The organism is Acinetobacter sp. SH20PTE14 (genome assembly GCF_021391555.1).
Taxonomy (GTDB): domain Bacteria; phylum Pseudomonadota; class Gammaproteobacteria; order Pseudomonadales; family Moraxellaceae; genus Acinetobacter; species Acinetobacter amyesii.
Genome location: NZ_CP090067.1, coordinates 1,044,305 through 1,066,925, shown reverse-complemented (window position 1 = coordinate 1,066,925; position 22,621 = coordinate 1,044,305). Strand labels below are relative to the sequence as shown.

Genomic DNA, 22,621 nt, shown 5'->3' with positions numbered 1-22,621 from the left:
TATAGAATTATCATTTCCAATTCAAAATGTGATGTTGTCTGCACCAATTTTAAGATAAACTTCAGTGAACTCGAATAAAATCTCTGCATTTTTCACAGTGTTATAACAGTTCAGTCATATTTTCATGCTTTTAATAATCCAAAATCATGCCATTATGTGACACAACCTAATACAGACAATAACTCACATTTTTAGAGTAGTTAGCGAATGATGGAAATGACGCGTAAACATCTTCTTTGCTTAGCAATTATGACCGCTTTGAGTCCAGTTTTAATCACTCAAACACATGCACAGCTTCATCTTGAAATCACCAAGGCGCCTGAAGAGGCACCTAAAATTGCGATCGTGCCTTTTAGTAATGACTCAAATATTTATCCAGTGGTTGAAAATGACTTGAACCGCTCAGGTAAATTTACCAGTGCCTCTAAAAACTTACCTGCAACTGCAACAATAAATTCACCTAATGCAGAAGCATGGAAAGCTGCGGGCGTACCCTATGTCGTGACAGGCACATCAAAAACAACAGCAGATGGCTCTTATGAAATTCACTACCAACTGTATGATGTTGAAAAAAAACAATACCTGTTAAATGAACTACTCACTGTACCTGCTTCACGTTACCGTCAAGCAGCGCATATGATCAGTGATGCAATCTATCAAGCTTTAACTGGCATTCCAGGTGACTTCAGCGGCCGTATTGCCTATGTATTGCGTAATGCAGCAACACCAGATCAGCGCTATACCCTACAAATTGCAGATACGGATGGTGAACAACCCCGTACCATTTTGACTTCACGTGATCCAATCTTGTCCCCTGCTTGGACACCTGATGCTAAAAAGCTAGCTTATGTTTCTTTTGAAACCAAACGCCCTGCAATTTACATCCAAGACTTAGCAAGTGGTAACCGTGAAAAAGTTGCAAGTTTCCGTGGTTTAAATGGTGCTCCAAGCTTCTCACCTGACGGTAAATCTATGTTGTTTACCGCTTCAATGCATGGCAATCCTGAAATCTATCAAATGGATTTACAGACTCGCCAATTAAAACGCATGACCAATGACACAGCGATTGATACAGAAGCACGTTATGCCCCTGACGGTAAATCATTTATTTTTACCTCTGACCGTGGTGGCTCTCCACAAATTTATACCTACAACTTAAGTACTGAAAGCGTAAAACGTTTGACTTTCCGTGGCGCTTTCAATGCCCGTGGCACTTTAAGTGCTGATGGTAAAAAATTAGCTTTGGTGCATCGTCCTAGCGGTAGTAACTATAAAGTTGCGGTTCAAGACATTGGTTCTGGTGTAACCAATATTTTAACACCAACAAGTTTAGATGAATCCCCAAGCTTCTCTCCAAATGGTCAAATGGTGGTGTATGCAACACGTGAAGCAAACCGTGGTTTGCTCTCGATCATGTCTTTAGATGGTCGTTTCCGCATGAACTTACCAAGTGAACAAGGTGAAGTTCGTGAACCAGCTTGGGCACCGAAATAAACACTGCATGATTTATTCAACAATAACTTTTTAATGAAACATCATAAATAACCGTCATGGAGATCAATATGAAAGCGATAAAACTGATTGCATTACCTGTTTTAGCTACAGCATTAGTAATGACTGGTTGTGCCAGCCGTAAACCTGCAGCAGACGTACAAGCAGGACAAAACCCAAATAGCTCAACCACTGTAAACACTTCTGGTTTAAGTGAAGATGCAGCACTCAATGCACAAAACCTAGCGGGTGCATCATCGAAAGGTGTAACTGAAGCGAATAAAGCTTTTTTAGCGAAGCGCGTAGTACACTTTGACTACGACAGTACAGAGCTTAGCAATGAAGACTTACAAACCCTTCAAGCTCATGCACAGTTTCTTGTTGCTAATGCAAACTCACGCGTGGCTTTAACAGGTCATACCGATGAACGTGGTACTCGTGAATACAACATGGCGCTTGGTGAGCGTCGTGCCAAAGCTGTTGAAAGCTTTCTGATTACAACAGGCGTAAGTCCAAATCAGCTTGAAGCAGTTAGTTATGGTAAAGAAATGCCAATCAATGCGGGTCATGATGAAAATGCATGGAAAGAAAACCGCCGTGTAGAAATTAACTACGAAGCGGTTCCTCCACTACTTAAATAAGACTTGAATAAGACTTGAATAAGTCTGAGCTAAAAAAAGCACTCATTGATGAGTGCTTTTTTGATTTAACCTATATCATTTAATTTATATCGTTTCATTTGCACCGTTCTATTGCAATGTTCTTTGCTTTAACTCAATTTAGCCCTTTAACTCAGGATAAATTCGATTAGCGGCTTTAGAACTTAAAAAAATATCCAATTAAAAATGCAAATGAACGACTTTTAAAACGATATCCTTAGCTTTACCAACTAGAAAATTAGCTTAACAATCCAAATCATTATGCTTCTGCTTCCGGATGTTCAGCATTTTCTTTTTCTGTTTGCATCGACTCAATGAGATCATGTTTATTGAACTTTTTATACTCTGCTTTAGCTTCGTAACTGCTCCATGCAGCTTTAACGGTATCCGCAGAAATATCGTCTAAATTCAATCCCTCAGTTGCAGTTGGAGTCGCATCAAATTTTTGTGTGGTCATTGTTGTACTCCCTGTCTTTCGATTTATACATTAGATTCAACATAGCATGTTATTCAGGACTTGCAAGGGTAAAATCACGACAAATAGTCTAGTTTAATTTTTCTTTTCCTTCGTTCTCATCTAAAATGTTGCACAATCACATTTTTATCATTTTTGATAAATTAATATTTGGAGTTTTCCGGTTATGTCAAATCTCACCCTTTCCCAATTTCTACAACAACAAAGTGGTAATCTTACTCCTGCATTAGCACAAGTTATTGAAACAATTGGTAATACATGCAAAGACATCGACCTTCTTTTACAAAAAGGTGCTTTGGCTGGTGTATTGGGTAGCGCGCAACACGAAAACGTTCAAGGTGAAGAACAAAAGAAACTTGATGTCATTTCAAATGATTACCTCATCGATGCATTAAAAGTTCATCCACATGTCGGTGGTTTGGCATCTGAAGAATTAGATGAATTCACACCAGCTCAAGAAAATGGCGATTATCTTGTCTTGTTCGACCCATTAGATGGTTCAAGCAACATCGATATCAACATGTGTGTTGGCACAATTTTCTCAATTCTTCCTTCAAAAAATGCGGTAACGCAAGCTGAAGATTTCATGCAAGCGGGTGTTAACCAAGCGGCTGCAGGTTATGTACTGTATGGTCCATCAACAATGATGGCTCTAACTGTTGGCGCTGGTGTAGTCTTCTTTACTTTTGATCCAGAAAGCAAAGAATTCTTATTAACTAAAGATGCGATTGCGGTTGCAGCAGACACTAAAGAATATGCAATTAATGCATCGAACCAACGTCACTGGGAAGAGCCTGTAAAACGTTATATCGACGAACTTCTTGCAGGTAAAACTGGCCCGCGTGAAAAAGACTTCAATATGCGTTGGGTCGCATGTATGGTGGGTGATATTCATCGTATTCTTTGCCGTAGCGGTATCTTCATGTATCCATACGACTTCAAAGATCCGAAAAAAGCAGGCCGTCTACGTTTAATGTATGAAGCAAACCCAATGAGTATGTTGATGGAACAAGCTGGCGGTGCTTCTACAACAGGCCGTGTCCGCATTCTAGACATCCAACCTACAGAACTTCATCAACGTGTTCCTGTGATTATTGGTTCTAAAAACGAAGTTGACCTAGTTACGTCATACCATAATTAATTTCTTATAACGAAAGTCAGTATTTTTTGCTGACTTTCGTGGATATCTCCCTCATGGCTCTGATTTATCTCGAATCAAAAGACAACCCTAAAATTAAACACCTCCGTGGCTTAATCGAACAAAATGCCTACCGTAAAAAACAAGGTCAAACTGTTTTGGAAGGCACACACTTGGTGTTGTCATGGTTAGACTCAAAACGTCCAATCAAATCGATTTTCACCACTGAACAAGCAATTAACCATGCTGATTTCGACCGCATTGCGGAACAATATCAAGGTGCGGTGTTCATTCTAAGTGAATCTTTATATAAAGATATCAGTACACTTGGAACATCTATTGCTTGCTTAGCAATTGTGGATTTACCAAGTTCAAGTGAAGCGCTTAACTTCAGTGAAGACACCTTAATTTTAGACAATATTCAAGACCCCGGTAATGTAGGCACCCTACTCCGTTCTGCTGCCGCGGCGGGTATTGAGCAAGTTGTTTGTACCAAAGGCTCTGCATCGCTCTGGTCACCGCGTGTATTACGCGCAGGTATGGGCGCACATTTTTCATTAAATACCTTTGAAAATATTGCCCTTGAAGATATTTTGACTAAATTCAAAATTCCAGTGTATGCAACAAGCTCACATCAGTCTGAAAACCTATATAGCAAAAATTTACGCAAACAATGTGTGTGGATTTTAGGCAATGAAGGTCAAGGTGTTTCTGAGTATGCATTACAACATGCAGAAGCCGTTGCGATTCCTCAACCGGGTGGTCAAGAATCACTAAACGTAGCCATTGCTGGCTCGATCTGTTTTTTTGAAATGGTACGTCAGCGTCAGTAAAATCGTTATTTTATTGTATTTAGCGCTTAAGCCTGAAAAAAATAGACTACACTAGAAAAAATAATAATTCTTTTTGTCAACCTAACCGTTATTTCCATCGTTATTTGTATATGAATATGGAAATAATGGTGGGTATCCGATGACAGGATTTTCCATCTCTATGGATTTAGCACCCAAAAAGTCCGAGACGCAAGACAGCAGTGTTTTAAAAAGCACGGCTGAGTCTCGCCTGAAAAACTTCATGAATGAAGTGACGGGGCGTGCTTTAGTAATGATGGAAAGTGCAACGCACGGTCAACATGGCATTGCCATGGACTTGGTGCAAGAAGCCTTTATTTCCTTACATAAAGCTTATGCTGAAAAGTCCACAGAGGAATGGTATCCCCTGTTTTACACCATTTTAAATAACAAGCTGCAAGACTGGCGTCGAAAAGAAGCACGTCGTTCACAGCCGTTTTCCCTATTTAGAAAAGTCAGCCTAGATGACGACGATGTCGAGATACAGGATGTGGTAGATGAAACTACACCAAACCCTTTCGACTTTCTGGATCAGGCTGTCACTGCAGAGGAAATACAAGATGCTATCGCAGAACTTCCAGTCCGCCAGCAACAAGCATTTATGTTGCGAGCTTGGGAAGGCTTTGATACGCATACAACTGCAGAAATTATGAATTGTTCCGAAGGCAGTGTGAAAACACATTACCACCGTGCCATTCAAGGTTTACGTACCGCTTTGGCACATTTGAATCCACATATGGGAGGATCATCCGAATGAAACAAGATGATTTCTTAAAGCAAGTAACTTCCAAACTTGATGGACTCGCACAGCACCATAAAGACAAAGCAACTGTCATGAATAACGTGCTTGAAGATATTCATCAGCGCGAAACTTCTCGTTATGGTTTCTGGAAAATGTCTGGCTTTGCACTTGCAGCAGCAATTGCAGGTTTCGTCATTTTACCGAATGCGACTGTACTGGATGACAAACCACAAAATCAGGTGATTTCAACCCCTAAGCTCTCCCCTCAAATGGTAGAAGATCTTGAAATGTTGATGGTTCTGGGTGAGGACAAAGTTCCACATGGCAGCTAAAAAATTAGCAATTGCATTCTGTGCTTTTAGTTTTTTGCAAACCAGTTTTGCTGGCTTTGATCGCTTTTGGATATTTTCAAAAGATGCAGATACTCAAGTCAATGAAACTTGGGATTCGCTATCTGAAGCAGAACAACAGGCTTTAATTAAAAAGTATCAGGCACTCAAAGAGATTCCTGCAGATCAACGTGTCAGCTTGCAACAGCGCATGGATTGGTTCACTCAACTTCCAGATAGTGAAAAGCAACGTATGCGCGAAACTTGGCAAAAAATGAGTACTTTAGAACGTAAAGAACTCGCGACACGTATGCAAAAAGCTAGTCCTGATGAACGACCAGCTATTCGCGATGAGTATATCAACAAATATTTACAGCCTATCGCTGTCACTCACTAATCTAAAACAGCAGCATGTTGCGAAAATCAAATCAATTACATTAGTTAAGCCATAAAAAAGCCTCTTATCGAGGCTTTTTTATTGTATTACTTGCTCAACCGACGCTTACGATACATACCTAAACCAATCAGTGTCAACAGCCCAAATAATCCCATCGAACCACCGCCGCTAGAAGAAGAGTTGGTGTTCTTCGCGGTATTCTTAAGAGTCAGAATTGCATTGCTTGATGCAATGCCATCACTATCGACAACACTATATTCAACAGGATAGTCAAACTGGCTAAAGCCATTTTTTACTGAGAAGGTAATTTTTCCACCGTAGCAAGTTTCCTTTAAATAACTTGCTGGGCAACTGCCACTATACTCAGCTTCAAAGTTTAAACCTGCTGGGATTTTCGTAAAACGAATTGGAATAATTTGGCCTTCTTCATTTTTATGCCATACCGATTTACCCGCTGGCATAGATGCAACTGGACCATCACCATCATCATTAGCATTTTCTAATAAATTATTGACGGTAACAGACAAATTATTTGACGGACTAATTGTGTATTGAGCAGCTTTGGCCACTGGGGTCATATTTTTAAATGCCACACGTACTACACCAGAGGATTCCGCCTGACTCCCTGTCTTTTGTTTTAGCGTATATTTACAAAAACCGTATTCGGTAGGCGCTGTTGTTGCCCCACTGGTGCGATATATAACGATTTGTTTTATTCCAGCATCCCAATCACAGTGCAGGTCATGTGGTGGATTACCCACAATACTTGCTTCGCCTGTACTAGACACCGTAATTTCACTACCAATGCCGATTGGTGAAGTCGTCACGGTATAGTTGTCAGCATTTAAGGCAATTTGTCGTGTTTCAGCACTTCCGTTCACAGACTCTTCTTGAGGTAATGATGCTGGGAATGGATCAAAATAAACCGCACGATATTTGAGGTTATTTTTTAATGCACTGAATGCCGCTTCGTATTTTGTTAAATCATCCTGATTGGCAACTTTGTATTCTGCATAATCTGGATCGTCGATATCCTTTTTCAAAGCATCAATTGTATTTTGATACTTATCTTGCAGAGCTGTTAAAGACTCATTGGTAATATCTGCCATATCTGCTGCGGTTAAATTCATTAACTCAACCGAACCAATATCACATGTGTTTCTTTGCGTAGGTGATAACTGTAAAGTACCATCTGTGATCCGCAAAATGCCCCGTTGATCCGCATCACTACAGCCGTCTAAGCCCAGATTGATCAAGTCAAAACCACTGCCGATTGCTTTCGGGTAATACAAAGGTAAATACAAATTATAAGCAGATTTTGTTTGTAGGGCGCTTAATAAAGTCCCCATAGCATAACTACTTACATCATGGTTTTGCAGAAAGCTTTCCGTACTATTCAGCACACTTTCTGGTAAATCACACTGTGCGGCTGCCAGTTCAAATGCATTATTACTTGCCACAAATTTTTGACCATTATCAGGTACTGCATTATTCAGATAACGACAAGATTTTCCACCAGTATTGTAGGCCAATACATTGAAATACCAAGCCTTTGTACCATTGTTATCATAATAATAGGTACTAGCCGCATTGTTCTCGACTATTGTATTACTGGTTAAAACGAAGCTAGAAAAAGCACTTAAACGATCCGTTCCCTGAGAAATGGCACGGATAATACTACCCGTACTTGGATTTGCTTGGTTTTTTGCAATCGTATTTGCTGTCAGTTCAACCTTGGCATTTCCACAGAAGTCCATCACACTATTGCTCGTCGATGAACCATTTTGAATAATACTGCTTTGCTGGAACACAATTTCAGGCTGGGTATCCCCCAAGTTCCCGATACAATCCATAGCGACAACACTACCTTTAGGTGCAATGTTGCCCTGAACTAAACTGCTCACCAATAATGTTTTTTTCGACATATTATGCGCAACGGAGTAGATCGCACCGCCAGCAACTTTGGCCTGAGAGTTTTCTATTGCACCATTATTTAAGGTAAATGCTCCCCCTAAATACAAGGCACCACCACGGTCTTCTGCCATCCCGCCAGTAAGGCGTACATTATTGACGATAAAGTTGGCTTCTGAGCGTGAAGTATTAAAAATACGCGATTTGCCTTGGGCATTAATCGTCGTTCTAATATCCTCATAGGCAGGAAATTTCTGCGTCAGTAAATTTTTTGAATCATAGTTAAAGCGAATTTTCCCCTCAATCACGATCTGATTGAGCGGAACTAACTCACCTTTAGTCAGAAGATATTCACCTGCTTCAAGTTGAATATAATCGGTCTGCCCATTATTTGGATTACCGACATTACATCCACCAAAAGATTTGTTTTTACGTGCAGTTTCAATCGCTTCACGTAAAGAACATTGATTGAGATTTTCACCATTTTCATCATCAAAGGTCGTAACTTTGATGATGTTACTTGTCGCTGCCATAGATGACATAGCCGCAAGGACCATGACCGCCAGCAATCCTTTTTTATAATTTTTCATGTGCTGTCCTTAATTCTATCCAGACTATTTTTTAAAGCGACGAAATCCAACTAAGCCAAGCAGCGCAAAAATACTCGCCCAGCCTAGAGCACCACCCGATGTTTTAACAGTTTTACTTTCCATTTCATTGTTTGGTTCTTGGAAAATACGCACTACTGCAGCTAAATAATTTTTTGCCGAAGTATTAAAACGGGTTGAAGACGTCACCACACGCAATTCAAAAATATCTGCGCCATGCCAATTTCCATTTGGCGTGTATTCAAAATCACCATTCAAATTCAGTGTAAATTTACCTTTAGATTCGGTGCTTTGTACAATTATTGGGCAACCATCTTGCCATGGCTCACCCGTTGGATTTGCCATACCCATCACTTTTGTACATTCTTCTTTTGGAATTAAATCACTGTCACCTAATGCATCTAAAATATTAAACTTGGCCACTTCACCTGTACGAATGTCTTTACCTAATCGAGGCATGCTCACAGGAACCACAATTTCGATTGCACCACGATCACACCAAACATCATCCAAATTACGATTTTTTCCTCGCTGATCAGAAGACTCGCAATACACATGATGCTCATTGCCATCTGCTGTGGTCTTCCCCTTATTTAATATCGGGCTTGAGAAAATCGTTTCGTAATCTAATAAAATACGAGGACGTAAATAACCAATAAATGCGTTATTTGCTGTGGTAAATGGACAGAAAAGTGCATTACGATCTTCTGTTAAGGTTTTACAGCTACCTTCATCTTCACCCGCAATTAAACTCGTCCCAGACCATACATCATTTAAATTTGCAGCAGGCCCAACAGGACAACTCGCAGCCACTAAGTTGTTATAAAAAACAGATTGGTCTGTTCCTGAGTTCACGACTTTACAATCTTGAGCGGTACCACTGAGCGCATTACCAATCACCACACTATTGGCTAAATAAGCATGCTCAGAGGTACTATTTAGTTCGATACCGCCACTGTTCTTCAGTACTGTAATATTATTGAGTGCTAAACCATCACGTAAGTTGACAGCAAAACCTTTGTTTTTGAAAAAGGTACTATTGGCAATGATATTTTGAGGGTTACTGAACACCAACTTGCTGATGTCCGCGAGCCCATTTTGATTGTAAACAATCGCTCGACCTGAAGTGCTTTCATTATTTTTGAACAAAGATGTATAGATTTCATAAGCCGGTGCTTCTGAGTAAATTGCACCACCATCTACCGCTTTGTTGTTTTGAAAAATCGTGGTTCGTATATATAGACGGCTTGCTACAGCTGCGCCATCTTCTGAGAATCCAACATTGTAGATTGCACCACCAAGTCGTGCATAGCCATCTTCAAACTTTACATTTTCAAGTGTGAGTTTTTCATTATTAAAAATGATGCCGCCTTTATCAGCACATTGATCTTGCTTACATCCTTTAAATGAAATTTCTTTAAAATTGATCGCAAGTAGTTCTTTTTCGCCATCATTAATATTAAAAATTTGATCCTTACCCGTCATTTCAATGACGGCATTATTAAGACCGAGTACGACATCTTCATTGACGTTACTGTCATACGCCGTTTTCAGATTCAGTTCTGCTTTAATATCAATTTTTTTAGTGAGTTTATAAACTTCATTTTTTTTCAGAGAAATTGAGGCATAGGCGTCTTTACCTCCGCAACCATTATATCCGGCTTCTGGCATACCATTATTGATATATTCTATGGCTTCACGAAGTGAACATTCCTTGTCATCCTTTACAACATCTTCAGTGGTTGTAACGATAATTTCTGCGCTAAATGCATGACCTGCTATGAGAAGCATGCCAATACCTATGCTCTGTTTGAGCATATCCATCTCCTTAAATATTTTTTATCTTTTTATTCTTAAGTTGCACAATCCTTGCAACATTAAAATATTTTTACGTACTTTGTCACAGCTTGAGTAATTACTCAAGAATTTTTATTGCTTACCGATATTCATCAATTAGGGCAAAAATTTGTCTTAAATTGGCATGACTCAATTTGACTTTTTCACCTTTTAACATCTGAATCAGTTGTTCTAAAGATCTAAGTAAAATGGATGCCTGATGCGGCCCATGTGCCAACAAATAATCTACAATTTGTTGATCCATATGGATGCCACGTCGCGCCAAAACAGAGTTTACGAGTGCTTGTCGGTCTGCGTATAAACTACCATTTGGTACTTTTACACTGACAGCCTGAGTTAATCGAGACTGTAAATCTGGCAATTCAAGTTTGAGTTCAATGGGCGCCAGCCGAGATGAAAAGACCAATTGCCCCCCTTCTTCGTTATTATAATTAATCAGGTGAAAAACAGCTTTTTGCCAATGTGGAACTCCACTGATGGCTTCAATATCATCTAAAGCCACTAAGTCATAGCGATCGAGCGAAGTAATCGCTTCAGTGGGAGCATCTAGCAATTCAAGCAATGAAACTTGAATTGCTGATTTGCCAATTTCTAAATAGGAGTCACATATTGCAGACAGTAAATGGCTTTTTCCTGTGCCAGCTCCACCATAGATATAGAAACGATTCATTAAACCAGCATGTAACTGACGAACACCATCGATTACATGCCCCCAACTCGGCCCAGAAAAATCACTAATTCGGGCATCGAGTTGTGGTTCTATATCTAGCTGCAATTGACGCATATCTATATTTTGGCCTTATCAATCTTTATGTTCTGATCTTTCAATGTTACTCGAAATTTCAGGATCTTGCAGCGAATTTGCAGACTGATTTTTGAGCTCAATATCGACAGCAACTTGATTGGTTTCTACGTTTAAAGTGCCACTTGCAGCATCATTTACGACAAGTACATCATTTCGGTATAAATTACTTTTCTCGTAATTTTCGCGTGCATGACGTAATAAGACTACAATAATCGCTGCAACGGGTAGTGCAATGAGCATTCCGAGGAGTCCTGCCAATTGCGCGCCTGCAAGGACTGCAAATACCACTGCCACAGGAGACAAACCAATTTTGTCGCCTAATAAGAAAGGCTGTAAAATATAACCTTCTATTGCCTGCCCTACCATGAATACCACCAGTACTAAGGCCAAATGCACCCAATCCAAACCGAATTGGAACAGGCAAGCCACAATTGCCGAAATAATACCAACCGCAAAACCCAAATACGGAATAATACTGGCTAGACCCGCAATCATCCCAATGATGATACCAACCTCAATACCGACTAATTGGAGTCCAACCGCATAAACAACGCCCAATAAGAACATTACCAAGAATTGGCCTTTTACAAATGCACCTAAAACTTCATGACATTCGCCCACGATTGTGAGCGTGCTTTTTTCATATTTACGTGGAATAAGTCGACGCATGTTTTCTAACATTCGTTCCCAATCTAATAAGAAATAGAAAGCTATGATTGGAATTAAGACAATCGTGCCACCAATCTGTATGAAATTCAGACCCGATTGTGCCACTTTTAACAACATGGCTTGGATACTGTCTGCACTATAGTTGGTTTGAATATACTCCATGATCGCTGCTGACATTTGCTCTGTATCAATTTCCATCGGTACAAGATTAAATGTCTCTGATAACCACGGCAGGAATGTATAGTTGACCCAATGAATATTGCTTGGAATATTGTTTTTCGCATACATCAACTGTTCCCATACCAGTGGTACGAGGAACCACATTGAAAGGAATATAGCGACACCAATTCCAATAAAGACCAAACTGATAGATAACCAGCGCGGCAAGCCAATATTATGTAATTTATCGACTAAAGGGCTAAATAAATATGCAATTAGAAATGCGCCGATAAAAGGAACAACTACAGGCTTTAATAAGTATAAAACCCATATGATCAATGCTATCCCAGCAAGAATAAATATTCGGCGCAAGGTGCGATCACCCATATAAAGTCACCTTTTTTCAATGTAATCGTTATAGAAAGGAAAATATTTTAATAAAGATAACATTTTAGTGCGAAATAGCATAAGAGTTTTGCATATTCAGGTTATAATCCCCGCGCGAATGCGGAGACTTCATTATGAGCAACTCAACTTCTACCCCAAACACTGGTTTAAGCTACAAAGATGCAGGTGTCGACATTGAAGCGGGCGACGCGTTAGTCGATCGTATCAAATCTGTCGCGAAACGTACTGCACGTCCTGAAGTAATGGGCGGCCTAGGCGGCTTCGGCGCTCTTTGTAAAATTCCTAAAGGTTATGAAGAACCTGTTCTCGTATCTGGCACAGATGGTGTTGGTACAAAATTACGTTTAGCATTGAATTTGAACCGTCATGACACAATTGGTCAAGACTTGGTTGCAATGTGCGTAAACGATCTTCTTGTATGTGGTGCTGAACCACTGTTCTTCCTTGACTACTATGCAACTGGCCACCTCAACGTTGACGTTGCAGCAAATGTGGTGACTGGTATCGGTGCGGGTTGTGAACTTGCAGGCTGTGCATTGGTTGGCGGTGAAACTGCTGAAATGCCAGGTATGTATGAAGGCGAAGACTATGACCTTGCAGGTTTCTGCGTAGGTGTAGTTGAGCAAAGTAAAATTATTGATGGCTCTAAAGTTAAAGCGGGTGACGTTTTAGTTGGTGTTGCATCTTCTGGCGCACACTCAAACGGTTACTCACTTCTTCGTAAAATTTTAGATGTGAAAAACGTTGACCTTACTCAAATCGTTGATGGTCGTCCACTTGCAGATACAGCAATGGAACCAACACGTATTTATGTAAAACCAATTCTTCAGTTATTGAAAGAAGTGGATGTACACGCTATGGCGCACATCACAGGCGGCGGTTTACCGGGTAACTTACCTCGTGTACTTCCAAATGGTGCTCAAGCGGTAGTCAATGAAGCATCTTGGGAATGGCCAGAATTATTCAAACTACTTCAAAAAGAAGGTGGTGTTGAACAATTTGAAATGTACCGCACATTTAACTGTGGCGTAGGTATGGTTCTCGTGGTTGATGCAGCCGATGCTGACAAAACTGTTGAATTACTCAATAGCCTTGGCGAAAAAGCATTCACAATGGGTCACATTGCAGATAATGCTGAATCTGTTGAAGGCGCTGACGAAAAAATCCGTGTAGTTTTCGCATAAGCAACGTTCATGATTAAAATTGCTGTACTTGTTTCAGGCAGTGGATCTAACCTGCAAGCCCTGATCGATGCCAATCTATCAGGTCAAATCGTTGGGGTGATTTCCAATAGACCTGACGCTTTTGCACTGCAACGTGCAAGAAAAGCAAATATTGCAAATGCAGTCATTGAACATAAGCAATATCCAAGTCGTGAAGCTTTTGATGATGTGATGCATCAACAACTGCTCGACTGGGATGTTGATTTGGTCATTTTGGCAGGCTTTATGCGCATTTTAAGCGCAAAATTTGTCAAAGCATGGGAAGGAAAAATGATTAACATCCACCCTTCTCTGCTGCCAAATTATAAAGGAATGCATACTCATCAACGTGTTTTAAACACCGGTGATGTCTTCCATGGCTGTACAGTTCACTATGTAACTGCAGAGCTGGATGCTGGTCAAGCGCTTGCTCAAGGCGTACTTAAAGTCAATGTGCATGATCATGCTGAAAGTCTGGCAGATCGGGTTCACGTGCTTGAGCATGTGATTTACCCTCAAGTGGCAGAATGGATTTGTAATGGCACCATTCAACACACTGAAAACGGTGTTTTATATCGTGGCGAGCCTTTGCAACAACCTGTTCAATTCTGTAAGTTCTAAGCAACTGTATAACTTAACAATCAACGCATCTTAGGGTGCGTTTTGTTTTTTCAGTGCCAAATAAAACTCTATTTATTACTAAAATCTAAAATCTAAAATCTAAAATCTAAAATCTAAAATCTAAAATCTAAAATCTAAAATCTAAAATCTAAAATCTAAAATCTAAAATCCATTTTTGCAGAATGTTCAACTTTATGATCAATATGTAGTTTTTAGTTAAATTAAAGCTTTTAGCATCATTAAAATAATAAGCTTATATTGCAATTAGTAAACCTTATAAATCTTGAAATATTACATCCGTCAAAAAAAAGTGGAGAAAATCACATGTTAAAATCCATCACACTGGCGACTTGTGCATGTATAACACTGGGTATGATTGGTTGTGCTACGACATCAAATCCGGCTACTGATCGTAATTTAGATAAATTACAAAACAAAAATTGGGTTGCGAGTGAAATTCAAGGCGTTAAGCTTGAAGCTGACCCTAACAATTCGAACGTACCCACCATCACTTTCGACGATACTCGTGTAAGTGGTTCTGATGGTTGTAATCGATTCATGGGCGGTTACGCTGTGCAAAACACAAAAATCCAATTTTCAAACCTTGCTACAACACAAAGAGCGTGTTTGACTGCGACAAATATTCCTCAACATTTTTCGCAGGCATTGAGCCAAGTCACTCATTATGATGCCTCTAAAGATCATTTGAAATTTTTAGATGCCAACAACAAAGTTGTTTTACAATTTGAAAATGCGAAATAAATCTCAAAAGTAGAAAGTAGAATGTTTCATTCATAAAAAAAGCACTCTATAGAGTGCTTTTTTTGTGTTGTCGTTTTTAAGGTTCAATGATGACGCTTAGACGATTTAAGTAAATCTTTGATCAATTCCACAGTTTCTACAGGATGTTCTAAGGGGAACATATGACTCCCCGCAGCAACTTTAAATGGAATCGCAAATTTTTTCTCTACCATTTGTGGAAAGTGCCGAGCTAAAAATGGTCCCTGCTCTGCAATTAACTGCTGTACAGGTACTTGCGGTTGAGCATGAGGTAACCACCACAGTGAAGGATTGGTTCGAAAAATATGAACTTCATCATCACGTGAAATCGTCAACTCCACCCCACCACGCAGTTTATCGTCCATCAAGGCATGATCAATATAAGCTTGATAACAGTCTGGATCGAAATCTTTATAAAAACCTTTCGGCCTTAAAAGCTCTGCTGCTTGTTCACGGCTGTCCCAATGATCACGACGACGCTTCGACAATCCTGCTGGGGACATTTTATCGAGGACTTTAAGTTTGAGGAGTTTTGCGATGTGCAAAGCAAAAGACTCTTTCCCCATGATCATAGGCGGATCAATCATTAACACTTGTTCAAATAATTCTGGGCGTTGTAAAGCAGCCTGAAATGTTAAAACCGAACCTAATGAGTGACCTAATCCAATCACCTTACGACCATTGGCCTGACGTACAATACTGTCAATGACTTGCTGTGTTAAGCTTTTCCAATGGTTATCGATTGGGTAACGCTTATCTGGCCCAAGTAACGGCACATAGATCACATCATATTCATCACTCAGTAAATCAAACAATTTTTGATAAACCCGTGATGGCACGCCATTGGCGTGCGCAAAATGAATTAACGGTTTCATTGTAATTTCGTGCTGTTTTCAGATTGAACCTGTTGTGACAATGCGCTTGCCAAACCTTGACCAAATGAACTTCCCATACGACCTAGTACAGAATCAAACGGACTATTTTCAATGGTGTAGTTCACGGCTTTTTCAGTTTTCAATTCACGTTTCAGGCTATTTAAACTACCTGTACGGTCAGCAATACCTAGCTTCACAGCCTGATCACCCGTCCAAAATAAACCTGAGAAAATAGCTGGATCATTTGATTTTAATTTCTTACCGCGACCTTCCTTCACTGCATTAATGAAATGCGCATGAACATTATCAAGTACACCTTGAACATGTGCTTTTTGTGCTGCATCTACAGGTTGAGTCATGGATAAAATGGCTTTGTTCTCACCCGAAGTCATGGTGCGATCTTCTACACCGAATTTTTGCATCAAACCACTAACACCATAATTCGGCATAATCACGCCAATCGAACCCACTAAACTTGAAGGATTGACAATAATTTCATCTGCCGCAGACGCAATATAGTACGCACCTGAAGCGCCTGTATCACCAATAATGGCATACAATTTTTTATCAGTATGGGCTTTTTTCAAGTACTGAATTTCTTGCCAAATTTCATCAGACTGAACAGGTGAACCACCTGGTGAATTAATATTTAAAACAATCGCTTTGCTTTGTTTGTTTTCATAGGCTTTTTTCAAAGCTTTGATGGTATTTGCGCTGTTTACACTTTGCTTGTCCGCCGCAATGGTCCCAATGATATCAACCACAGCAATATGTGAACCCGCTGTCGCTGCTGGATCAGATGACGACATGCTGCAACTTTTTGCCATCGCAATGATAATAAATAACAAATAAGCAAAGGTTAAAAATTTAAAAAATATACCCCATCTACGTGCTCTACGTTGTTCTTCAACGGAAGAAAGCACGGCTTTTTCTAATATTTTCCATTCATTTCCAGTTGGCTGCTGAATATTGTTTGAAGAACTTTGCTGTTTTTCTTCAGGTTTTGGTGGCCATTCGGACATAAAAAAACCCATTTGATCGTTAATTTGTAGTCATTATATACACGCTAATCGCTATAACTGTCTAATCAATTCATTTTCCCCTATAATTATTTTAAATTTTCTTTCATTTCTTTCAGACTTAAATAAGATGACCGACCAAAATTCACAGGACACCACATATCACCTGTTAAAATTTATCAGCCGTCAACCTATTCAAATTTCAAGATTAATTGCAAAAGGTTTGGCTGGGTTAGTCAATGTTTTAAAAATCTCTAAAACCTACTCTACGATTCAACGCAATCTTAAAATTGCATTGCCTGAATTATCAGAGTCAGCTCGCATTCAACTCACTAAACAAGCGATTCGAAACGAACTTTGTTCTTATTTTGAATTTTTTAACATTTGGGGTGCAAGTACAGAAAAAAATATTCAACGAATTCATCACGTACATGGCGCTGAATATTTACATGAAGCGCTCGCCCTACAAAAAGGCGTTGTACTCGTAGTACCACATTTTGGTACTTGGGAAATCATGAATGCATGGGTTGCGCAGTACACTCAAATGACCATCATGTACAAGCCGGTAAAAAGCGAATCTGCCAACAATTTTGTCCGTGCTGCTCGAAGCCGTGAGCAAGCAATATTGGTTCCTACGGATGAATCAGGTGTACGTCAGATTTTCAAAGCCTTAAAACAAGGTGGGACGACTGTGATCTTGCCAGATCATACCCCCAATGCCGGCGGCGAAATGATTCCATACTTTGGTATTCCACTAAAAACCAGCAACTTAAGTGCAAAATTAATTCAAAAAACCAAAGCACGTGCGCTCTTACTGTATGCCATTCGTAACGATAATCATGGTTTTGATATGCATATCGAACCTATGGATGAGAATATCTATCAAGGCAATGCAGATGATGGCTCTATAGTTATCTTTAAAGCAGTGGAAGATTTAATTCATCGTTATCCAGAGCATTATCACTGGAGCTATAAACGCTTTAAAGCCAATCCAAAATTGAGAAATCTATACAATATTAGTGATGAAGAAGCCGCTCAACGCATTCGTGATATTCGTGAGGAATATCAAAGACAGCAAAAAATTAAAAATGTGGCAGAATGACATTTTCAAACAATATACTTGAAGTAGTTTTTCTATTCGGATTCTTTAGATAGCCTGCGATATAGATCGAGCCATTTATACTTTGTCCGCTCTTCAATTAGTTCAATTTGCTGTTTATTTTGCTTGAAATGGATACTTCCACTTTGTGCAGTTTGCAAAAGTGGAATGTCTAATTGTTTGAGGCGTGTTTGGGTCATGTTTGCAGGATGTCCATAACGATTAAAGCGCCCTGCAGAAGCAATCGCCAACTTGGGCTTAAAATGGTTTAAAAACGCATAGGATGAACTGTGCCGACTACCATGGTGTCCGAGCACCAAGACATCGACTTTTAGGTCTGGATAATCACTTAATATTTGATATTCAGTCTCCCAACCCGCATCCCCCATCAATAGAAAATGTCGTGGGCCATTGACGTCTTTGACCGTGACATATAGAACACAAGAACGTTCATTGGCATTCCATTTGGCATCTGTCAGATCTTCAGGCTTTGGCGAGAGTATTTCAAAATAGACTTGCTGATCCCAATTCCACTGCTGACCACGCTGACATAAGCGCTGTGGAGCTTGGTTTATGGTTTGTACCCGCTCATTACTTGAAAGCTGCCCAATATCAAGTTGTTGCTCCAATGAGAAAAAGCCACCACTATGGTCTTGATCTAAATGAGTCAATAACACCCGATCTAGTCGATGGACACCTTGCACACTCAAAAATGGTCGGATGATATTCCGCCCGACACTAAATTTATTTTCATCATAGTTTCCACCGAAGTCCACCATCATATGATGATCTACAGATCGGATATAAATCGCCTGCCCTTGCCCCACATCTAAAATTGAAAGCTGAAAATTTGCTGAATTTCTCCATGGGATAAACAGAGCAAAAAAGGCAATGACCGTCCAATATTTTGGCAAGATACCTTCAGGTAAAAATAAGATTACTATAACGAGTATCAACAGTATGATTTGAGTTGACGTCAATGCGACATCTTGCATTTTTGGTGCAAAGAGTCGATCTAAGCCATAGAGAAACACATGCAATATTTCCAAACACAGATCATTGAATAAAAAAACCAAATGCGCCAAAGGTGTAGAAATATAAGAAAGTGCCCCTCCGATGATATCTAAAGGAACCACCACAGCCCCTAACCACGGGATGGCGAATAAATTACTTAATGGGCTAATCCAAGTCACTTGCTTGAAAAAAATCACCATCAATGGAAATAAGGCGACAAAGATTTTCCATTGTGATTCCACCATCAACCACATTGAATGCTTTAACTTTTGCCAAAAACTGGCGTCCGTTTGAGCCAGTAAATGCTTCCTTAAGGTTTGATAAATCCGCAGTAAAATAAAGCAGGCGCCATAAGACAACCAAAATGCCGCGGATAAAATACTAAAGGGATCCACGAGCAATAAAATAGCTGCACTAAAAACCAGCAGTTGAAAAGGCTGAATGGTTTGCCGTAACAAAAGCATGCTACTGGCAACTAGGCAGATCGTCAGCGTTCTCAGTGCAGGTATTTCAAAGCCAGTAAATGCGCAATATAGAAGGACACAGAAGATAAAGGGCACGACCAATACATATTGTTTAGGCCATTTGAGATAAATTTTGGGACAATATTTACGGATACCCAACTGCATCGCCCAACAGAACATACTGGCAAAAACCAGTACATGCGGTCCAGAAATCGCCAGTAAATGACTCATGCCAAAACGTTGAAATAATTCACTGGTTCCATCAGTCAGTAAACTTTTATCACCTGTAAGCAATGCTAGCAGTAAGCCATGATTCCGCAGCGGCTGTTGGTATATAAATGCTCTTAAATATAAACGCTGCTGTTCGACTTTTATTTTGAACTGATGCAACACACCTTGATGTCGTTGATACTGCTGCCCATAGCCCATCGCAATCACATGTTGAGGTGGTATTAATTCCACCGACTTCACCTTTAAACTGGCATGTATATTTTGCTGTACGCTCCACCGCTCTTGGTCAAATGCACCTTCTGTCACATAGCTTTGGGTAGGTCGTAACTCACCATACATACGATAGTATTGTCCAGGGACCAACTGAATCGTCTGTTCATTATTTTGCAAAATTGAATTGGGTAAATACGCCATAAAATATTGAATCTGCTGATTCACATTGAGCACTTCAATTTTTTGCTGAATTGCTTGGTCTTTGAGTTGGCTGATCTGTGGAATATACGCTATAAACTCGCCTTGTCTGCTCTGATGTTCAACCAATGCCAAACGCTGATCGAGTTGAGTATTGGCGAAACTAAAGCCGAGAATTGCACCTATGCAAAGATTTGCACTGAGCTGTAAGATTTTCGAAAAGATACTTTTTAGTTTTGGTGAAATGTAGAGCTGTAGCACTAGCCAAATCAGGACAATAAAAAGCAACTGAGCTGTCGAGAGTTGTGGATTCCAAAACATGAACCCCATAAAAGAAATACCTAAAATCCAGCCAATACAAAAACTTTGTAACATGAGTCGTCATTATTTTTATTATGTGCTGGCAATAATAAAGCCCACCGCGGTGAGCTTCAATCAAACAATCTTAATCCACTAATTTTTTTTTACAAAATCAATTTAGCGCTTAGTCATCTACCCATAAACCATCTTGCATATGCAAAATCGCATCAGCAGATTGAGCTAAATATTCATCATGGGTCACAATTAGCATTGCCATGTTAAATTCTTTACGCAACTCAGATAGCAACTCAAAAATCTTCACCGCGGTTTTGCGGTCTAAGTTCCCTGTTGGCTCATCAGCCATCATCAACTTAGGTCTTGCTACCAATGCACGAGCCAAAGCCACACGTTGACGTTCACCGCCTGAAAGCTCACCCGGTTTGTGCGTCATGCGGTGGGAAAGTCCAACGCGTTCCAAAAGATATTCAGCTTGCTGCTTCACTTCTTTGAAGTTACTCGACTTACGTAACATCAATGGCATTGCCACATTTTCAAAGGCGGTAAATTCAGGCAGCAAGTGATGGAATTGGTATACAAAACCTAAATGCTCATTACGGATATAACCACGCTCTGCTTCACCTAAAGTGTCAAAGCGTTGACCATTAATCAACACTTGACCCGATGTTGGACGATCTAAGCCACCCAATACATGCAACAACGTACTTTTACCAGAACCACTTGACCCCACAATCGAAACAAACTCACCTGCTTTGACTTGTAATGAAAGTCCACGAATCACATCGACTGTAGACTTCCCATCAGTAAAAGATTTGGTAATGTTTTGGGCATCTAAAACTAAATTACTCATAGCGTAGAGCCTCTGCAGGTTGAACTTTAGCTGCACGTAAAGCCGGATAAATAGTCGCGATAAAGCTAAGACCCAATGATAAGGACACAATCACCACAACATCTTGCCATCTTAAATAAGACGGTAAATAGTTGATGAAGTAAGCATCAAACATATTTAAGCCCAATGTTGTATTCAACCAACCGACTAAATTACTAATACTAGATGCAGCAATAATCCCTAAAATTGCCCCAGACACCGTACCAATCACCCCAATCACTGTACCTTGCACCATAAAGATCCGCGTGATTGTAGCCGGTGAAGCACCTAGAGTACGCAAAATGGCAATATCGGATTTTTTATCAGTGACCACCATCACCAATGAAGACACGATATTAAATGCTGCAACCAATACAATCAGGAACAGCAATAAACTTACCATTGCCTTTTCCATTTGAATCGCACTGAACAGATTACCGTGCGTATAAGTCCAATCTGAAGCATAAAAGTTTGCAGGTAAATCACGCACAATTTCTTGAGACACTTGTGGCGCTGCAAAAATATCATCCAACTTCATACGGATGCCTTGTGCACCATCTGGCAGTCTTAATAAAGTCGACGCATCGTTCAGGGCTACATAGCCCATCATCGAATCAACTTCTGCACCAATACTGAAAATACCCACAATTTTAAATCGTTTAAAACGCGGAACAACGCCAGCCGGAGAAGGTGTTGCTTCGGGAAGCACCAAGGTCACACTGTCATTTAAACCTAAGCCCAAGGCATCTGTCATTTGCTTGCCAAGGACAATACCAAACTCACCTTTTTTCAGGTTATCGATACTGCCTTCCACCATATGGTCTTGGATAATTGATACCTTTTTTTCATACTGCGGTTCAATCCCACTGACCATAATGCCAGACACTTGACCTTGTGCCGTCAACATTCCCTGTAATTGGGTGAATGGTGCGACCCCTTGAACATGCTCATGCTGCTCAATTTTTTTTGCAAGTTCAGGCCAATTTGTTAAAATTTGTGTTGAAGAAACAGTGGCTTGAGGTATCATTCCTAAGACACGAGTTTTCAGCTCACGATCGAAACCATTCATCACAGATAAAACTGTAATAAGGACTGCCACACCAAGCGTGAGGCCGATCATGGATACCAGAGCAATAAAAGAAATAAAGTGGTTACTGCGCCGAGCGCGAGTGTATCTCAACCCTATATACAGCGAGATTGGTTTAAACATAACCATCTAG

Annotated in this window: 21 protein-coding genes; 11 read left to right on the top strand and 10 right to left on the bottom strand. The window is 40.0% G+C overall.

What is annotated here, in order from left to right; translation table 11 throughout:
- The first annotated feature begins 210 nt into the window (after positions 1-210).
- Entirely contained in the window at positions 211-1,494 is a 1,284-nt protein-coding gene (gene tolB / locus LXF01_RS05230) for a Tol-Pal system beta propeller repeat protein TolB (RefSeq protein WP_180126505.1), read from the top strand.
- A 68-nt stretch (positions 1,495-1,562) separates the two neighbouring features.
- Entirely contained in the window at positions 1,563-2,132 is a 570-nt protein-coding gene (gene pal / locus LXF01_RS05225; RefSeq protein ID WP_111883946.1) for a peptidoglycan-associated lipoprotein Pal, read from the top strand.
- Positions 2,133-2,409: 277 nt separating this feature from the next.
- Here the strand turns inward: pal and LXF01_RS05220 are convergent, their stop codons facing one another.
- Positions 2,410-2,607 (bottom strand): NF038105 family protein, encoded by a 198-nt coding sequence (locus LXF01_RS05220; RefSeq protein WP_078190373.1) that lies wholly within the window; start codon positions 2,605-2,607, stop codon positions 2,410-2,412.
- 184 nt (positions 2,608-2,791) lie between these two features.
- Here LXF01_RS05220 and LXF01_RS05215 point away from each other — a divergent pair, with 184 nt between their 5' ends.
- The 5 genes from LXF01_RS05215 to LXF01_RS05195 all read left to right on the top strand — a co-directional run bounded on the left by LXF01_RS05215 (position 2,792) and on the right by LXF01_RS05195 (position 6,082).
- On the top strand, positions 2,792-3,766 hold the full coding sequence (locus tag LXF01_RS05215) for a class 1 fructose-bisphosphatase (protein WP_180023325.1): 975 nt from the start codon (positions 2,792-2,794) through the stop codon (positions 3,764-3,766).
- Positions 3,767-3,819: 53 nt separating this feature from the next.
- Positions 3,820-4,596, top strand: coding sequence for a TrmH family RNA methyltransferase (locus tag LXF01_RS05210; RefSeq protein ID WP_078192042.1), 777 nt, complete (start codon positions 3,820-3,822; stop codon positions 4,594-4,596).
- 160 nt (positions 4,597-4,756) lie between these two features.
- The gene (locus tag LXF01_RS05205; RefSeq protein WP_180034434.1) at positions 4,757-5,371 is read left to right on the top strand and encodes an RNA polymerase sigma factor; all 615 of its coding nucleotides are present in this window, start codon (positions 4,757-4,759) and stop codon (positions 5,369-5,371) included.
- On the top strand, positions 5,368-5,688 hold the full coding sequence (locus LXF01_RS05200) for a hypothetical protein (protein ID WP_078190377.1): 321 nt from the start codon (positions 5,368-5,370) through the stop codon (positions 5,686-5,688). Before LXF01_RS05205 ends, LXF01_RS05200 begins: the two co-directional genes overlap by 4 nt.
- Positions 5,678-6,082, top strand: a complete 405-nt coding sequence (locus LXF01_RS05195; RefSeq protein WP_233945133.1) for a DUF3106 domain-containing protein — start codon at positions 5,678-5,680, stop codon at positions 6,080-6,082. The genes LXF01_RS05200 and LXF01_RS05195 overlap by 11 nt, the downstream gene beginning before the upstream one ends.
- Positions 6,083-6,168: 86 nt before the next feature.
- Here LXF01_RS05195 and LXF01_RS05190 read toward each other — a convergent pair whose 3' ends face one another.
- From LXF01_RS05190 to cxpE, 4 genes are all read right to left on the bottom strand, one after another.
- Positions 6,169-8,583: a CSLREA domain-containing protein gene (locus LXF01_RS05190; protein ID WP_233945132.1), complete on the bottom strand. Its 2,415-nt coding sequence runs from the start codon at positions 8,581-8,583 to the stop codon at positions 6,169-6,171.
- Positions 8,584-8,607: 24 nt separating this feature from the next.
- Positions 8,608-10,419: a rhombotarget A gene (gene rbtA, locus LXF01_RS05185; RefSeq protein WP_233945131.1), complete on the bottom strand. Its 1,812-nt coding sequence runs from the start codon at positions 10,417-10,419 to the stop codon at positions 8,608-8,610.
- A gap of 118 nt (positions 10,420-10,537) precedes the next feature.
- A complete protein-coding gene (gene hda / locus LXF01_RS05180; protein ID WP_078190380.1) occupies positions 10,538-11,242 on the bottom strand; it encodes a DnaA regulatory inactivator Hda in 705 nt (234 codons plus the stop codon).
- 18 nt (positions 11,243-11,260) lie between these two features.
- Positions 11,261-12,478, bottom strand: a complete 1,218-nt coding sequence (gene cxpE, locus LXF01_RS05175) for a chloramphenicol efflux transporter CxpE (protein WP_180021921.1) — start codon at positions 12,476-12,478, stop codon at positions 11,261-11,263.
- A 134-nt stretch (positions 12,479-12,612) separates the two neighbouring features.
- Between cxpE and purM the strand changes: the two genes are divergently transcribed.
- The 3 genes from purM to LXF01_RS05160 all read left to right on the top strand — a co-directional run bounded on the left by purM (position 12,613) and on the right by LXF01_RS05160 (position 15,084).
- Positions 12,613-13,683, top strand: a complete 1,071-nt coding sequence (gene purM / locus LXF01_RS05170) for a phosphoribosylformylglycinamidine cyclo-ligase (RefSeq protein WP_078190382.1) — start codon at positions 12,613-12,615, stop codon at positions 13,681-13,683.
- 9 nt (positions 13,684-13,692) lie between these two features.
- Entirely contained in the window at positions 13,693-14,322 is a 630-nt protein-coding gene (gene purN / locus LXF01_RS05165) for a phosphoribosylglycinamide formyltransferase (protein ID WP_180126437.1), read from the top strand.
- A 324-nt stretch (positions 14,323-14,646) separates the two neighbouring features.
- On the top strand, positions 14,647-15,084 hold the full coding sequence (locus LXF01_RS05160) for an META domain-containing protein (RefSeq protein ID WP_078192049.1): 438 nt from the start codon (positions 14,647-14,649) through the stop codon (positions 15,082-15,084).
- Between the two features lie 83 nt (positions 15,085-15,167).
- Here the strand turns inward: LXF01_RS05160 and LXF01_RS05155 are convergent, their stop codons facing one another.
- Positions 15,168-15,977: an alpha/beta fold hydrolase gene (locus LXF01_RS05155; RefSeq protein WP_180059246.1), complete on the bottom strand. Its 810-nt coding sequence runs from the start codon at positions 15,975-15,977 to the stop codon at positions 15,168-15,170.
- Positions 15,974-16,999 (bottom strand): signal peptide peptidase SppA, encoded by a 1,026-nt coding sequence (gene sppA, locus LXF01_RS05150; RefSeq protein WP_078192397.1) that lies wholly within the window; start codon positions 16,997-16,999, stop codon positions 15,974-15,976. The genes LXF01_RS05155 and sppA overlap by 4 nt, the downstream gene beginning before the upstream one ends.
- A gap of 127 nt (positions 17,000-17,126) precedes the next feature.
- Here sppA and LXF01_RS05145 point away from each other — a divergent pair, with 127 nt between their 5' ends.
- Positions 17,127-18,098 carry a lysophospholipid acyltransferase family protein gene (locus LXF01_RS05145; protein ID WP_180083896.1) on the top strand — a complete coding sequence of 324 codons (972 nt, stop codon included), beginning with the start codon at positions 17,127-17,129 and terminating at the stop codon, positions 18,096-18,098.
- A 32-nt stretch (positions 18,099-18,130) separates the two neighbouring features.
- Here the strand turns inward: LXF01_RS05145 and LXF01_RS05140 are convergent, their stop codons facing one another.
- The 3 genes from LXF01_RS05140 to LXF01_RS05130 all read right to left on the bottom strand — a co-directional run bounded on the left by LXF01_RS05140 (position 18,131) and on the right by LXF01_RS05130 (position 22,611).
- On the bottom strand, positions 18,131-20,590 hold the full coding sequence (locus tag LXF01_RS05140; protein ID WP_233945130.1) for a DNA internalization-related competence protein ComEC/Rec2: 2,460 nt from the start codon (positions 20,588-20,590) through the stop codon (positions 18,131-18,133).
- A gap of 109 nt (positions 20,591-20,699) precedes the next feature.
- Positions 20,700-21,383 carry a lipoprotein-releasing ABC transporter ATP-binding protein LolD gene (gene lolD / locus LXF01_RS05135; protein ID WP_078192053.1) on the bottom strand — a complete coding sequence of 228 codons (684 nt, stop codon included), beginning with the start codon at positions 21,381-21,383 and terminating at the stop codon, positions 20,700-20,702.
- Positions 21,376-22,611, bottom strand: a complete 1,236-nt coding sequence (locus LXF01_RS05130; RefSeq protein WP_078190389.1) for a lipoprotein-releasing ABC transporter permease subunit — start codon at positions 22,609-22,611, stop codon at positions 21,376-21,378. Before LXF01_RS05130 ends, lolD begins: the two co-directional genes overlap by 8 nt.
- Between the last annotated feature and the right edge of the window lie 10 nt (positions 22,612-22,621).